The organism is Variovorax sp. Root318D1 (assembly GCF_001424835.1).
GTDB lineage: Bacteria > Pseudomonadota > Gammaproteobacteria > Burkholderiales > Burkholderiaceae_C > Variovorax.
Window position 1 is genome coordinate 400,065 of record NZ_LMCQ01000001.1, and the last position, 14,106, is coordinate 414,170.

The 14,106-nt window shown below is 62.4% G+C and carries 11 protein-coding genes and 4 pseudogenes; 9 read left to right on the plus strand and 6 right to left on the minus strand.

Annotation, left to right across the window (positions count from 1 at the left end; all coding sequences use genetic code 11):
• The first annotated feature begins 131 nt into the window (after positions 1–131).
• From pdxR to proC, 4 genes are all read left to right on the plus strand, one after another.
• Positions 132–1,706 carry a MocR-like pyridoxine biosynthesis transcription factor PdxR gene (gene pdxR, locus ASC78_RS01845; protein WP_162246074.1) on the plus strand — a complete coding sequence of 525 codons (1,575 nt, stop codon included), beginning with the start codon at positions 132–134 and terminating at the stop codon, positions 1,704–1,706.
• 83 nt (positions 1,707–1,789) lie between these two features.
• The gene (locus ASC78_RS01850; protein WP_055795566.1) at positions 1,790–2,551 is read left to right on the plus strand and encodes a maleate cis-trans isomerase family protein; all 762 of its coding nucleotides are present in this window, start codon (positions 1,790–1,792) and stop codon (positions 2,549–2,551) included.
• 86 nt (positions 2,552–2,637) lie between these two features.
• Positions 2,638–4,179, plus strand: a complete 1,542-nt coding sequence (gene ilvA / locus ASC78_RS01855; protein ID WP_055795568.1) for a threonine ammonia-lyase, biosynthetic — start codon at positions 2,638–2,640, stop codon at positions 4,177–4,179.
• Positions 4,180–4,267: 88 nt separating this feature from the next.
• A complete protein-coding gene (proC, locus tag ASC78_RS26755; RefSeq protein ID WP_157634348.1) occupies positions 4,268–5,146 on the plus strand; it encodes a pyrroline-5-carboxylate reductase in 879 nt (292 codons plus the stop codon).
• A gap of 170 nt (positions 5,147–5,316) precedes the next feature.
• Here proC and ASC78_RS28215 read toward each other — a convergent pair.
• Both ASC78_RS28215 and ASC78_RS01860 read right to left on the minus strand, forming a co-directional pair.
• A pseudogene (locus ASC78_RS28215) lies at positions 5,317–5,466 on the minus strand (type IV secretory system conjugative DNA transfer family protein); the annotation flags it as partial.
• A gap of 302 nt (positions 5,467–5,768) precedes the next feature.
• A complete protein-coding gene (locus ASC78_RS01860) occupies positions 5,769–6,752 on the minus strand; it encodes a LysR family transcriptional regulator (RefSeq protein WP_055795570.1) in 984 nt (327 codons plus the stop codon).
• A gap of 101 nt (positions 6,753–6,853) precedes the next feature.
• Between ASC78_RS01860 and ASC78_RS01865 the strand changes: the two genes are divergently transcribed.
• The 5 genes and pseudogenes from ASC78_RS01865 to ASC78_RS28310 all read left to right on the plus strand — a co-directional run.
• Entirely contained in the window at positions 6,854–8,083 is a 1,230-nt protein-coding gene (locus ASC78_RS01865) for a pyridoxal phosphate-dependent aminotransferase (protein ID WP_055795572.1), read from the plus strand.
• Positions 8,080–9,066: a Bug family tripartite tricarboxylate transporter substrate binding protein gene (locus ASC78_RS01870; protein ID WP_055795574.1), complete on the plus strand. Its 987-nt coding sequence runs from the start codon at positions 8,080–8,082 to the stop codon at positions 9,064–9,066. Before ASC78_RS01865 ends, ASC78_RS01870 begins: the two co-directional genes overlap by 4 nt.
• Before the next feature lie 11 nt (positions 9,067–9,077).
• Positions 9,078–9,767: an RraA family protein gene (locus ASC78_RS01875; protein ID WP_055795576.1), complete on the plus strand. Its 690-nt coding sequence runs from the start codon at positions 9,078–9,080 to the stop codon at positions 9,765–9,767.
• Positions 9,768–9,940: 173 nt separating this feature from the next.
• Positions 9,941–10,439, plus strand: a pseudogene (locus tag ASC78_RS27315) (DDE-type integrase/transposase/recombinase); the annotation flags it as partial.
• Positions 10,440–10,480: 41 nt separating this feature from the next.
• Positions 10,481–10,627 (plus strand): annotated as a pseudogene (locus ASC78_RS28310) (uroporphyrinogen decarboxylase); the annotation flags it as partial.
• Positions 10,628–10,709: 82 nt separating this feature from the next.
• Here ASC78_RS28310 and ASC78_RS26770 read toward each other — a convergent pair.
• The 4 genes and pseudogenes from ASC78_RS26770 to ASC78_RS01890 all read right to left on the minus strand — a co-directional run bounded on the left by ASC78_RS26770 (position 10,710) and on the right by ASC78_RS01890 (position 14,075).
• A pseudogene (locus ASC78_RS26770) lies at positions 10,710–11,031 on the minus strand (DUF4337 family protein).
• Between the two features lie 9 nt (positions 11,032–11,040).
• On the minus strand, positions 11,041–11,880 hold the full coding sequence (locus ASC78_RS01880; RefSeq protein ID WP_055795578.1) for an amidohydrolase family protein: 840 nt from the start codon (positions 11,878–11,880) through the stop codon (positions 11,041–11,043).
• 124 nt (positions 11,881–12,004) lie between these two features.
• Complete coding sequence (locus ASC78_RS01885) at positions 12,005–12,964, minus strand: Bug family tripartite tricarboxylate transporter substrate binding protein (RefSeq protein ID WP_055795581.1); 960 nt, start codon at positions 12,962–12,964, stop codon at positions 12,005–12,007.
• Positions 12,965–13,103: 139 nt separating this feature from the next.
• Positions 13,104–14,075, minus strand: coding sequence for a Bug family tripartite tricarboxylate transporter substrate binding protein (locus ASC78_RS01890; protein WP_235504953.1), 972 nt, complete (start codon positions 14,073–14,075; stop codon positions 13,104–13,106).
• Between the last annotated feature and the right edge of the window lie 31 nt (positions 14,076–14,106).

Genomic DNA, 14,106 nt, shown 5'->3' on the forward strand with positions numbered 1-14,106 from the left:
GAGCCACTTAGCGCCGTCTGTCATATAAGTGGCCCGCCCGAATGCATCTTCAGCGGGCCATACTCGGCTCCATGCCGAGGCTTCTTGGCGCATTCTTGACGGTGAACAGCGCGATGGACGGGCCACTTCCAATGGATGAATCGAACCACTTCGGTGCACAGCCCAAGCCCCGGCGACGGCGAGCGCGGGTGTCCAGGGCACGCCTGCTTGAGTTCCTGGTGATCAACCGGCAAAGCCCGGTGACCGTGGTGGACCAGGTTGCCACCGGGATTGAACATCTGATCGTCACCGGCGGCCTGAAATCAGGCGACCTCCTGCCGTCCACGCGCGAGCTCGCCCGAACGCTCGACATCGGCAGGGCCACTGCGCTCAGTGTCATCGCTAGGCTCAGCGCGGAAGGATTCGTCGAGACCCGCGTCGGCTCTGGCTCGAGAGTGCGCGAGCGATCAGCCGACTTGTTGACCGGGAGTGCCGCGCCCGCGCCAAGCTCGCTCAAACGCAGCCAGGTGCCGGGCGCTGTGGCCATTCAGCAGCAGGTTGCCTTGCTGGACAACTTGCCAAAGCATGTCTCGCGCAGTACCAGTTTGATGGATTTGCAGAGCCTGTCGGTGGCTACGCCTTTCGCACCAGGGATGCCGGCAATCGATCAGTTCCCCTATCACTCCTGGAGCGACTTCTGTGCAAAGTCCTGGAAGCACGCGACGGCCGCCATGCTGGAAACTCGCGACCCGGCCGGCTACAGGCCGCTTCGGGAGGCACTTGCTGGCTACCTGGCGAGTGCACGTGGGGTACGTTGCACGGCGGACCAGATCATCATTGTCTCTGGCGCTCAGCACGCGTTCGATCTCACCTTGCGCGTGCTGACGCAGCCGGGTGACCAGGTGTTAATTGAGGATCCGGGCTTCCTTGGCGCCAGGAATGCCATGCTGTCGGCGGGATTGAATCTGAGGGGGGTCCCGTTAGATGAAGAAGGTGTCGTGGTGCCGGACGACAACGGCGGCGCCAAGCTGCTCTACACCACCCCGTCGCACCAGTATCCGATGGGTAGAACCATGAGCCTGGCGCGCCGCCGGGCACTCCTGGAGTGGGCGCACCGGACATCCTGCTTCATCTTCGAAGACGACTACAGCAGCGAATTTCGGTATGACGGCAAGCCTTTGCCCTCCCTGCAGGGGTCTGACGAGTACAGCCGGGTGATCTACGCGGGAACGTTCAACAAGATCATGTTCCCGTCCTTGAGGCTGGGTTACCTCGTCGTCCCGGAAGAACTCGTTGATGTTTTCCTGAGTATCCGAACCTGGTCGGACGGCTGTCCTCCGGGCGTGATCCAGGCAGCCATGCTCCAGTTCATCGAACGGGGAGCTTTTTACTCGCACATCCGCCGGTTGCGAGAGATCTACGCAGCACGCCACTCGCTGCTGTGCGAGCTGATCTCCCAGAGGATGGGCCTGATGCTGTCGGTCATCTCGGATCCGGCTGGACTGAACCTCGCGGCGGTCGCGAAGCGCCCGATGGACGACGTGGCCCTCTCACGCCGTGCTCGCAATGCGAATATCGTCTGTCCGCCCCTGTCTCAGTACTTCGTCCATGTGGAACCGCAATGTGGGTTCCAGTTTGGCTTCGCTTCGAGCAACGAGGCTCAGATGAAGGCGGCCATCGATCGACTCGAAGTGGTCTGGGGCCAAGGCGCGTCGACTGCTACTTAACTGGTCTGAGGAACTGGCGCGAAGTGGCATGCAGCAGGAGACCTTCGATGCTTACGCTTGTCGCATCACGAAGGGAACAGCTTATGCTTCAGACTCGAATTGGCTACGAACTTGCTCAAGATGACACAGAGGCACGCCGCCTAGCGCTGATCGTGCTACGCACGGACCGCACCATCGAGGGCGAGGTGCGATCGAGCCTTCCAACCTCGCAGCCGGTCTCCCTGTACCACAGTCGCATCTTCAACGACTTCGAGATCTCCGCCGCGACCTTGGAAGCCATGTCGGACCTGCTGCAGCCGACGGCGGCCTTGATCCCTGCCGAGTTCAAGCCGCATGTGGTGGGATACGGCTGCACGTCTGCCACGATGCTCCTCGGCGAGGAGCGGATCGCAAGCATCATCCGCCAGGCACATCCCGACGTGCAAGTGACCGAACCGGTCACTGCCTGCGTTGCGGCATGCAAGTCGCTGGGGATGAAGAAAATCAGGCTGGTCACTCCCTACGAGAACGCGGTGAACCGGAAAATCGTGGACGGACTTCGTGCCCGCGGGCTGGACGTAGAGTCCGTGGTTTCGTTCGAGGAGCCCGACGACCTGAAAGTGGGCGTGATCTCCACGAACAGCGTGGTCGAGGCCGCCGTCCATGCGGGCGGTGGAGTGAAGCCGGACGTCGATGGTGTCTTCATCTCATGCACCACGCTGCCGACCTTCAGTGCCATTCCGATCATCGAGCGCCTCACGGGCAAGCCCGCGACTTCAAGCAATCATGCGCTGGCATGGCACATGCAGAAGCTTGCCGGCATCAAGAAGTTCCAGAGCTCGCTCGGACGCCTCTACGCAGACTAGCCGTGGCAGGCGTCCTCCGACGGAGTTCCCGCCTCTTGCGACATGCTTCGCCGCCGCAACTTCGTCCGTGAGAACGCCGTCACCTTATGCTCGAACTCGACGAATACCTGAAGAGGATACTCACGGCCCGTGTGTACGACGTGGCCGTGGAAACCCCTTTGCAGCCTGCCAGAGAGTTGTCGAGTCGGCTCGGCAATCAGGTTCTCCTGAAGCGCGAAGACCAGCAGGCCGTGTTCAGCTTCAAGCTCCGAGGCGCCTACAACAAGATCGCACAGTTGTCGCCCGAGGAGATGCGTCGCGGGGTGATCTGTGCTTCTGCGGGTAACCATGCTCAAGGTGTCGCACTTGCCGCGCGGCGCTTGGGCGCGACTGCAGTCATCGTCATGCCTGTTACCGCGCCACGAGTCAAGATCGAGGCGGTCAAGGGACTGGGGGGCACCGTGGTGCTGCACGGGGAGAGCTACGCCGAGGCGTACGCTCATGCCCTGGAACTACAGGAGGCAGAGGGGTTGACGTTTGTGCATCCGTTCGACGACCCCGATGTGATCGCCGGGCAAGGCACGGTAGGGATGGAGATCCTGACGCAGCATCAGGCGCCGCTGCACGCCGTGTTCGTGCCAGTCGGCGGCGGCGGGTTGATCGCTGGCGTCGCTGCGTACGTCAAGGCGGTCCGCCCGGAGGTTCAAGTGATCGGGGTGCAGACCATCGACTCGGATGCCATGGCGCGATCGGCTCTAGCTCGCAAACGCGTCACACTGGACGACGTGGGCTTGTTCTCGGATGGAACAGCCGTGAAGCAGGTGGGCGCGGAGACCTTTCGCATCGCCAGCAGCCTTGTGGACGACTATGTCACGGTGGATACGGACGCCATCTGTGCGGCGATCAAGGATGTATTCACCGACACTCGCAGCATCGTGGAACCGGCCGGGGCGCTGGCAGTGGCCGCCGTGAAGCAGTACGTCAAACAGCGAAAGACGCGCGGAGAGACGTATGTAGCCATTCTCAGCGGCGCCAACATGAACTTCGACAGGCTCCGGTTCGTTGCAGAACGGGCGGAGATCGGTGAAGAGCGGGAGGGCCTGCTCGCGGTCACGCTTCCCGAATCACCTGGAAGCCTGTTGCGCCTGTGCAAGACCATCGAAGCCCTGTCCGGCCCCGCCCGCAGCATCACGGAACTCAAGTACCGTGTATGCGACGCCGAGAATGCCTCGGTGCTGGTCGGGCTGACGATCCACTCCGCAGGGGAAACGGCACGCGTTGCGGAAGTCCTGACGCAGGCTCGCTTCTCCGCCCAAGATCTGACGCACGATGAACTGGCCAAGGAGCACATGCGGCACATGGTGGGCGGGCGCTCGCCGCTCGCTGCGGGCGAGCGTGTGATGCAGTTCGTCTTTCCGGAGCGTCCGGGTGCCTTGATGCAATTTCTCTCGTCATTGCCGCCCAACTGGAACATCACGATGTTCCACTACCGCAACCAAGGCGCCGACTATGGCCGGGTGTTGGTTGGCCTGCAGGCGCCCAGCCCGGACGAGGACGATTTCCACCGTGTTCTAGAGAGAGTTGGCTATCCGCATGAGGAGCTCACGTCCGTTCCTTCATACCGGCTTTTCCTGGGACCACGCAGCTAAAGGCACGATCAGACGTCGCCCGGTGCCCGTGCGAGCCCCGACTTGTGCGGGGGCCGAGTAACTCGGGTCAAGGTTCGGAAACGCCTCAGTGTCTCTCTTCGCCAATTTTCATCAGCGTCATAACACCTTGATCTATATGGCAAACCGTACATCTATAAAACAAGTGATCCTCTTCGTTGGCGGCGGCCAAATGGCATCAGCCTTGATTGGAGCGTTACTGAAGGATGACTGGCCTGCCGACAGCATCGTGGTGCTTGATCCTTCGGTTGCGCAACGTGCGACTATTTCTGAGACTTTTGGAGTTCGCACGCTGCCAGAACCTCATGAGGAATTGGGAGCGGCAACGACAGTTATATGGGCCGTCAAGCCGCAGGTGTTGGCTGACGCTATGCGGCAGGTTCTTCCACACTTGTCGGATCCGCTGCATATCAGCATTGCAGCAGGTGTCAGATCAGACACTCTGGCGCAACACGCCCGTTCCGATCGGATCATTCGAGTAATGCCCAACACCTCCGTCCTGGTCGGCGCAGGCGTTTGTGGCATGTGTGCTGGCCGGAACGCGAAATCTGAAGACAAAGCTCTTGCTGAAGCAATACTTACCCCGACGGGGTATTACTTCTGGGTCCAATGCGACGACCAGCTGGACGCCGTCACAGCCGTCAGTGGCAGTGGTCCGGCATACGTATTCCACTTCATGTCCGCCTTTCAAAAGGCGGCGCAAGCAATCGGCTTCGATGAAAGCACGTCGCGTGAGCTTGTGCTACAGGTCGTTGGTGGTGCAGTGAAACAAGCCAGTTCAAGCCAACATTCTTTTGATACGCTTCAACAAAACGTGACGTCAAAAAGAGGAACAACCGAAGCCGCGATTGCCGTGCTAAACGAGTCTGGCACAGCTTCCGCCTTAAATTGCGCTGTTCGGGCCGCGAAAGAAAGGGCGACAGCGCTCGCTGATGAGCTGTCCCGCTAACAGCTCACGCGAACACAGAGAAGCATTTAAGGCATCACGCGATCACGCCACGCGGCCGCCGTCCACTGGCATTGCCACGCTTGTGGTAAAGGCGGCGGCGTCGTTGAGAAGATAGGGCAGGGCCACGACGATCCCTCGGGCTCACCGAGGCGGTCATGGGTGGCTCCGGCGTGGACCACGGCCGAGCCGGGCCACGACAGCAGCGTGGGCACCACGAGGCCCACGGCCTTGCCAGATCGTGTCGGGACGAAGCCCATCACGTGTCCTGGTCCGTCGTGGCGCACATAGCCGTCACGGGCCGGCCGTCTATTTGCAGAAATGTGTTCGTTAGGACCCGGCGCTAAGTCGTTGACCTAGAACGAACCGGTATTTCCGAGTGAACAGTTTCGTCGCGCATTTCTTGTCACAAATCCGTTCGTCGGATGTCGCTCTCGCAAATTGTGTTCGCGAGATACCGCATGGGACTTGTCGCGACGTCTTCACGCTTCACTTGCGGGCGCTGATTAGGGCACGATGCCGCGCGGAATGGGCAGATACCTGCCGCCGGGACGGCCTTCAACGAAGTTTTGATGACCCAGTGGCCCGGTGGATGGGGGGCACTCCGAATAACAACCAGCAGTAGTTATCCGCGGGTTATCCCGGCGGGTTTCTTCGCCCTTTTCGCGGCGCGCTGCCGCTGCAAGGCGCGTGCCGGGGCTACGTCGTGCTGGCTCGCCCGCAGGGTGAAATCGCACGTCTTGACCGCCAGCTCGACGATGCGCGCCAGCGCGGGGCTGACGTTGTCGCGCCGGTAGACCGCGCTGTACACCAGCGGCGGCGGCATCGGATCGCTCTTCACAACGCGCAGCAGGCCGCTCCGGATGTCTGGTCGCACATAGTCGAGCGCCTGCTGGCTCAGGCCGAAGCCGCTGATGGTCAGTTCACGCAGGACGGTCGTGCTGTTCGTCAGCATGACCTTGCCGAAGCGAAAGCCGTGCTCCGCGCGCCAGGCTTCGTAAAACCTGTTCTTCGAGGCGCCCACGGGCTGCTCGATCACGGGGTAGTCGGCAAACTCGTGCGGCTTCAGTGCGCGGGCGGGAATCTGCAGGCGCGGGCTCGCGATCCAGACCTGCTCGACCTCTGCGACCTTGATCGATTCGAAGGCCTGGCCCCAGAAGGTGCCGGGCATGACGGTCAGGTCGAGTTTGTTGGCTTCGAGGCGCTCGAAGAGCGTGAGCCCCGCGTCCACCACGGGCTCGATCGTCACCTGGGGATGCAGCTTCTGCAGCAGCTGGATCAGGCGCGTGAGCCAGGTCATCGCGATGAGCTCCGTCACGCCGACGCGGAAGGTGCCGCGCAGCGTTTTGTCGACGCTGATGTCGTGCGCGATGCGCTGCCAGAGGCGCTGGGCCTCTTCCGCGAGCGGCAGCAATTCGCGGCCGACCTGGGTCAGCTCCAGGCCGTGCGAGGTGCGATGCAGCAGGGGGCCGCCCAGCGACTCTTCCAGTTCCGCCAGGCGCTTGGAGATCGCCGATTGCGTGGTGTGCAGCTTCACCGCCGCGGCGCTGAAGCTCTGGAGCCTGGCGCTGAAGAGAAAGGCCTCCAGCTGCTTGAAGGTGAAGTTCATCCGGCGGAATGTACATCCATGGCTGCCCAGGAAAAAAAGGAATGGCGTGCCTCGCCGATTTCTCGTTTGTCCCGCGGCAAACAGACTTCGATACTGCGTGCATGCTTCACATCGCACCACGCCTGAACCGAATCAAACCGTCCCCCAGTTCCATGGCGGGCCAGAGGGCGCGCGAGCTGCGCGCGACAGGGCGGGACATCCTCAGCCTGACCGCCGGCGAGCCCGACTTCGAGACGCCCGCACACGTCAAGGAAGCGGCCATCCGCGCCATGGCGGCCGGCCAGACGCGCTACACGGACGTAGGCGGCACGCCGGCGCTGAAGGAGGCCATCGCCGGCAAGTTCCTGGGCGAGAACCAGCTGGCCTACGCCTCGAACGAAATCATCGTCGGCACCGGGGCCAAGCAGGTGATCTTCAACGCGCTCATGTGCACGGTCGCGGCGGGCGACGAGGTGATCGTGCCGGCGCCGTACTGGGTGTCCTACCCGGACATCGCGTTGCTGGCCGGCGGCGTTCCGGTCCGCGTCGACTGCCCGGCGGCCATGGGCTTCAAGCTCCAGCCCGAGGACCTGGAACGCGCCATCACCGGCAGGACGCGCTGGCTGATGCTGAATTCGCCGAACAACCCGAGCGGGGCGACCTACACGCGGGCAGAGTTGCAGGCGCTGGCCGAGGTGCTGCGCCGCCATCCGCATGTCTGGATACTCACCGACGACATCTACGAGCACCTTATCTATGGCGACGCCGGGTTCGCCACCATGGCGCAGGTGGCTCCCGACCTCAAGGACCGCACGCTGACGGTGAACGGCGTTTCCAAGGCTTACGCGATGACGGGTTGGCGCATCGGCTACGGCGCGGGGCCGTCGGCGCTCATCAAGGCGATGGTCAAGCTCCAGTCGCAGAGCACCTCGGGGCCGAATTCGATCGCACAGGCGGCGGCCGTCGCGGCGCTCACGGGCCCGCAAGACTCCATTGTCACGAACCGGCGCGAATACGCGCAACGGCGCGACACGGTGGTTGCGGCGCTCAATGCCATCGAGGGCATCGATTGCGCCGTGCCCGATGGCGCGTTCTACGTCTTCGCTTCATGCAGCGCGCTGTTCGGTCTTCGCACGCAGCAAGGCGTTGCGATCGAGACCTCCGACGACTGGGTGATGCACCTGCTCGATGCGCAGAACCTCGCGGCACTACAGGGCAGCGCTTACGGCGTGCCGACGCATTTCCGCCTCTCGTTTGCCGCCGGCACCGACGAACTGCTGGAGGGTTGCCGCCGCATTGCGCGCGCGCGCGACGAACTCTCGGGCCAAGTCATCAACCAGGAACCGCAATGAAACTCCGACCACTCCTGAAGCTCCTGCCGGCTCTTGCCGCAGGCACCGTCTGGCTCGGCGCCGCCCAGGCGCAGGGTACAGATACTTTTCCGTCGAAACCGGTGAAGATCCTGGTCGGCTTCTCGCCCGGTGGATCCAACGACGTCGTGGCACGCCTGATCGCTCCGAAACTGGCGGAAGGCCTCGGCCAGCAGGTGCTGATCGAAAACCGACCCGGTGCGGGCGGCAACATCGCCGCGTCGGCCATGCTCGGCGCGCCTGCGGACGGGCACACACTGCTGATGTGCACCACCGGAACCCTGTCTATTCAGCCGCACGTCCTGAAGAGCATGCCGTTCGATTCCGAGAAGGACATCGTGCCGGTGACGCAGGTCATCTACGCACCCTACATGCTGATGGTCAATGCGACCCTTCCGGTGAAAAGCGTCAAGGAACTGGTCGCCTACGCCAAACAGAAGCCGGGCGAGATCAACTTCGCTTCATCGGGCACGGCCACGGGTGGGCATCTTGCGGGCGAGATGCTGAAGAGCCGCGCCGGCATCGACATCGTTCACGTGGCCTACAAGGGCACCGGACAGGCCATGACCGACCTCATTGCTGGCCAAGTCTCGATGATCTTCGACCAGCCCGTGAGCTCGATGCAGTACGCACGTGCCGGCAAGCTGCGTGCTCTGGCGGTGGCCAGCCCGCGTCGGCTGGCCGCCTTTCCCGACATTCCGACCGTGACGGAGGCCGGCGTGCCCGACTTCGAACCTGTGACCTGGGCGGGCATCTGCGCGGCGAAGAACACGCCTCCGGCTGTGGTCGAGCGCGTCCAGCGCGAAGTTGCCAAGGTGCTCGCGATGCCCGAGATCGCCAAGCGGCTCGCCGCCGACGGCCTGGAGCCCGTGGGAAGCACCCCCGAGCAGTTCCGAGCCTTCCTGGCTGAGGACAAGCGCAAGTGGGGCCGCGTGGTGAAAGACGCCGACGTCAAGGCCGAATAGGAAAGAGACAGATGATGAACCAGCTACCCGACATCATTCGCGACTTCGAGCGCGTCTCTCCCGATCTGGTCCGGCAGGCCTCGGCCTTCCAGCCTGCCATCCTTGCCGACGTCGCAGGCCGCCGCGGTGCGTTGCACGGGCGCATCCAGGCTCTGCGCCACCGGATGAAGCTGGCCGGCAGCGCGCTCACGGTCGAAGTGCGGCCGGGCGACAACTTGATGATCCACGCGGCCATCGCACTGGCCAAGCCTGGTGACGTGCTGGTGATCGATGGCAAGGGGGACCAGAGCGCCGCGCTGATGGGCACGATCATGATGAACGCCTGTCGGCAGGTCGGCATCGCCGGTGTGGTGATCGACGGTGCGGTGCGCGACAGCGCCGAGATCGACGAGATGGACTTTCCCGTCTTCTCGGTCGGCACCAATCCCAATGGTCCGACGAAGCTGGCCTCGGGGCGGATCGGGCATCCGGTCTCGGCGGGCGGTGTGACGGTTCGTTCCGGCGATCTCGTTATTGGTGATGCCGATGGCGTAGTGATCGTCGAGCGGGAGAGAGTGGAGGCGCTTCTTCAGGCCGCAGTGCAGAAGGTCGCCGACGAAGCCGCGCGCATCGAGGCCATCAAGAAAGGCAACACAGCGGCCAAATGGTTGGACGCCGCACTGCGCAATGCCGGTGTACTCAAAGAGAACGAGAGACTCTAGGACCCCCAGCGACTGTTCGCTTCTACACCCTCGGTAGGGGTGATAGCGCTACATGGAGTTCTGAAGCCGTGCCACGCTCGGAAAAAGCGCACATTCTTAGATAGCTGAAGAATTTGTCTCCACTACAGCATTGCTGACCAGCAAGATGTCGACGTCGACAACATCCAGCGGCGATGAAGGCACAGTATCCGCGCTACGGCTATCGCCGCATTCGCGTGTTCCTGCGTCGCAGCGGCTTCGAGCTGAGTTGGTCACGCACACATCGCCTGTGGCCAGAGGCAGGCCTGCTGGTGCCCCGGAAACGGCCGCGCAAGCGCATCGCCTCGGCGCGTCCGCGCAGCCACACGCCGTTCAGGGCCAACATGGTCTGGGCCTACGACGTTCGTCTTCGTCACCACGGCCAGCGGCCAGCAGGTCAAGTGCCTGACCGTGGTGGACGCGTACACCCGCGAGTGCCTGCCATTGATGTGGCCGGGGCCGTCCGGCCCAAACGGGTGATCGAGGTGCTGTCGCGCCTGGTGAGCCTCACGGGGCGCCGCTGTTCATGCGCTCGGAAAACGGGGCCGAGTTCGTCAGCCAGGCCATCCTGTAGGGATCGCGCACGCCGGCATCGCCACTGTGCTCAACGACCCGGGCAAGCGTTGGAACGGCACCGACGAGAGCTTCAACGGCATGTGAGCTTGCTGGCGGCACAACCGAACGCAGGCTGACCGGAGATCCACAGTTTCCCGATCGACGAGTACACGATGCGCCCGTTGGTTGTGGAAAACCACCGTGCAGTTGCACCGGACGAGCCGGGGATTGGCGTGAACTTCGACTGGGAGAAACTTGCTCCGTATTTGGTCGAGCCGCTGCGCTAGCTGCGACCGCAGTTTCTTGGGGACAAACTCAAACTCCTGCCATCGGACAAGGGGCACGCACTCCCGCGCGCGCAGAGCTTCGCTAGATGTGAAGCGCGGCCAGTCCGCCCACCACAAGCCCCGCAGCCGCAACGCCGAACATCGCGCGCTCAAGCCACTTCTTTTTTGTCAGCAACGCAATGGCCGCAAGCGCAATCGACACCTCGTGTTCGCTCGCGTGGCCCTGCCCATGTACGCGAAGATCGCGCCGACGGTGACGATCACGGCGGTACACACCGCGATCTTGCTCGTCATGCTCATGCCGTCGGAACGTGAGGTTGTCCCACCGTACGCATGACCCTGGCCGTCGCCATGGCCACTGCCGGATGCGCGTGTTCAAGTTCGTGGTCGTGCGGGCCGTGCACGAAAAATCTTCAAGCCGCGCCCCAATAGAGACGTGCGGGATTCGATACAAGGATTCGGTCTAGCGAAGCCTGATCCTCGACCCAAGAAAAGAGCTTCTCCATTAAGAGAGCTGTGTCTGGTGGTTGTTTCAACGAGGTATGGGGCCAGTCGCTCCCCCAGACCACACGCTCGGGCGCGACCTTGATCCAATGTCTGGCTACGCGATCCACATCCGCGTAAGCCCTATCGCCGCCAACGAGCGAATCCAAGTACGGAGCCGAAAGTTTCATCCATGCGCGACCGTCGCGCAACAACCTTTCGATGATCGCCGCGGCAGGGTGATCGAGCCCACGTGCAACAGGCAGCCGGCCCAGATGATCAAACACGATGTCCACTGGGAGCCGGTGAAGCAGTTCCTCATGCGCAACAACCTGATCGGCGGTCCAATGGAGCTGCACGTGCCAGCCAAGATCTTTGATCCGCGCCGCGATTGGCTCGATCATGTCGAACGAGGTCGGTGCGTGCTCTGGCGTGTAGAGGGTGAAACGAACGCCACGAATGCCCTGCGCGTTGAGTCGGACAAGCGTGGAATCATCTACATCGGGACGCAACACCGCGACACCCCTCGCGCGGTCAACGCCGATTTGGGCGATTGCGTCCAGGGTGACGGCGTTGTCCGTGTCGTAATTTCTGGGCGTGACCACTACGGCGCGATCGACCTTCAGTGCCTGTTGCACCCTTGCATAAGCAGACGCGGTGCACGACATCGCGCCCATGTCGTCTGCAGGCAGGATTTCTCGGAACCGAGGATCGAAGACGTGAAGATGTGAATCGCAGGCGTGAGGCGGAACCAGCAACTGAGTGGCCATGGTTGAGTTGATGTCAAGTGACTGCTTGTTATGAAAGACGCCTCGCACTCGGGATCGCCAAGGTCGGCAATCGTTCGCGCGCGAGGGGCTTGGGTGAATGCATCGCCAGTCCGTTGCAACGCACTCAATCTACTTTGATGTTCCGCGCCTTCACCAGAGCATTGGCCCGACTTGTTTCGTCCTGCACGAACTTGGAGAACTCTTCGGGCGTAGTGCTGCCTGGCTGCAGGCCGAGTTGCAACAGCTTTTCTTTGACCTTCGGGTCCGTCAACGCCGATTGAAGAGCCTTGGCCAAGCGTTCCACGACGTCAGGCGGCGTTCCCTTGGGCAAGAACACGCCGTTCCACTCCGACGTGTTGAAGCCCGGCAGACCCTGTTCAGCCAGAGTGGGAACCTCGGGTAGCAACGCCAGACGCTTGGGAGAAGTGACGCCAATGGCCCTCACCCTGCCGCCCTTGATGTAGCTCAGGCTGAAGGCCACATTGCTGAAGTACATCGACACCCGTTCGCCCATCAGGTCGGTGATCGCCGGCGCGCCCCCTTTGTACGGCACGTGCATCACGTTGAGCTTGACTTGCTGGTTGAACGCTTCTGCGGCCAAGTGCGAGCCGGAGCCGGATCCGGCCGATGCGTAGTTGAACGCGCCGGGATTCTTGCGCGCGAAATCAAGCATTTCAGGCACTGTCTTGTATGGCGCAGCGGCCGGCACCAACAGGACTTGTGGTGCCGTGGCAACCAGTGACACCGGGATGAAATCCTTGGCGGCGTCGAACGGCAGCTTGTAAAGCGACGGGTTGACCGAGAAGGCTGACGCGTCGTACAGCACGGTGTAGCCGTCCGCGGCCGATTTGGCAACAGCGTCGGCGCCGATCACTCCTCCGGCGCCCGGCTTGTAGTCGAGGACGATCGGTTGGCCCAGCACAGCGCTCATCTCCTGCGTCACGATGCGCGCGGTGATGTCGGCGCCCCCGCCGGCGGCGTAGGGTATCACCATGCGTATTGGCTTCTCCGGCCATGCGGCCCAACCGCAAAGAGGAAGGCTGACGGCCAGCGCCGCAATGGTTCCAAGGACTTGTTTGTTCATGGGTATGGCTCGATCGGTGGGTTGAGGACGTTGCTCTTCTCGTGTGGGATTTGTCTAGTGAGGGAGGCAGACTGCGTTGGATGGCGGAACCCAAATGGCTCCAAGTCCTTCCGATGCGGCGACCGCTCCTTCCACGGTTCTATTTGGTGATGCGTTCGATCTCACTCATTTCAGAACTGAACACTTTCTCGAACTGCTCACCCGGAAGACCGAGGGACATGTCCGTGAGATTGTTCTTCTGTATGTAATCCGTCATCACCGGCCCGCTCCTGGCTTTGAGGAATGCCTGCTGCAGTGCCTGGTAGCCGTTCGGATCCTTCTTCACGAACTCGGCGGAAACGACGTAAACACCGTAGCGCGAGAGGAAGTTGGGCGACGGCATGGTGTGGCCCAGCTTTGCGAGCTGGCTTTGCAGGGTCTGTGCCTCGTCCCATCGAGGGCTTTTGCGGTCCGATCCGATGAAAAGCGCCGTTGTCTTCGGGCGCAGCACCGAGCGCACGAAGTCATCGCCCAAATTGGCGGTGACGTCGCCTGCCAGAAGGGCGTTGGCACCTTCAGCGCCGCCCTTGTAGCTGACGACGATAGCGTCGATCTTCAACGTATCGATGAGCCACTTGGCCAGGACCTCCTGGGCCGTACCGCCTGTCACCGAGATGGAAAGCTTTCCGGGGTTGGCCTTCGCCTGGTTGACAAAGTCCACGAAGTCGCGGATTCCAGAGTCGTTCTTGACGAGGAAGACCCGCGGCTCGTGCAGGTCAGCCATCATGACCCGAAAGTCGGTTCCCTTGAACCCTGCGTTTCCGCGCGCAATGGCAAGATTCAAGTCCGGCTGGTTGATCGCCAACACCGCCGAGCCGTCGCGGCCTTCGCGAAGCATTGCACTGGCACCCAACTGACCACCGGCGCCCGGTTGATTGCGCACCACGACACTGCGGTTCATCACCTGCTGCAGCGGAACCGAGATCAGCCGTGCGAAGGCATCGGTGCTGCCTCCAGGCGGATAGCCGACGATGATCTGCAATGGCTTGTCGCCCTGGGCAATGGCGATGCGAGGCAGTGCCACGCTTGCAGCCGTCATTCCGAGGGCACGGGAGAACAGGCGGCGGGACATTTGAGGACAGGGCATGTTCAGAACTCCAGGG

Excerpts from the sequence above, each read along its gene's own strand:
- ilvA (WP_055795568.1), top strand. The coding sequence starts at position 2,638 with ATGCTCGAACTCGACGAATACCTGAAGAGGATACTCACGGCCCGTGTG.
- ASC78_RS01870 (WP_055795574.1), top strand. The coding sequence starts at position 8,080 with ATGAAACTCCGACCACTCCTGAAGCTCCTGCCGGCTCTTGCCGCAGGC.
- pdxR (WP_162246074.1), top strand. The coding sequence starts at position 132 with ATGGATGAATCGAACCACTTCGGTGCACAGCCCAAGCCCCGGCGACGG.
- ASC78_RS01865 (WP_055795572.1), top strand. The coding sequence starts at position 6,854 with ATGCTTCACATCGCACCACGCCTGAACCGAATCAAACCGTCCCCCAGT.
- ASC78_RS01850 (WP_055795566.1), top strand. The coding sequence starts at position 1,790 with ATGCTTCAGACTCGAATTGGCTACGAACTTGCTCAAGATGACACAGAG.
- ASC78_RS01880 (WP_055795578.1), bottom strand. The coding sequence starts at position 11,880 with ATGGCCACTCAGTTGCTGGTTCCGCCTCACGCCTGCGATTCACATCTT.
- ASC78_RS01890 (WP_235504953.1), bottom strand. The coding sequence starts at position 14,075 with ATGTCCCGCCGCCTGTTCTCCCGTGCCCTCGGAATGACGGCTGCAAGC.
- ASC78_RS01885 (WP_055795581.1), bottom strand. The coding sequence starts at position 12,964 with ATGAACAAACAAGTCCTTGGAACCATTGCGGCGCTGGCCGTCAGCCTT.
- ASC78_RS01875 (WP_055795576.1), top strand. The coding sequence starts at position 9,078 with ATGATGAACCAGCTACCCGACATCATTCGCGACTTCGAGCGCGTCTCT.
- ASC78_RS01860 (WP_055795570.1), bottom strand. The coding sequence starts at position 6,752 with ATGAACTTCACCTTCAAGCAGCTGGAGGCCTTTCTCTTCAGCGCCAGG.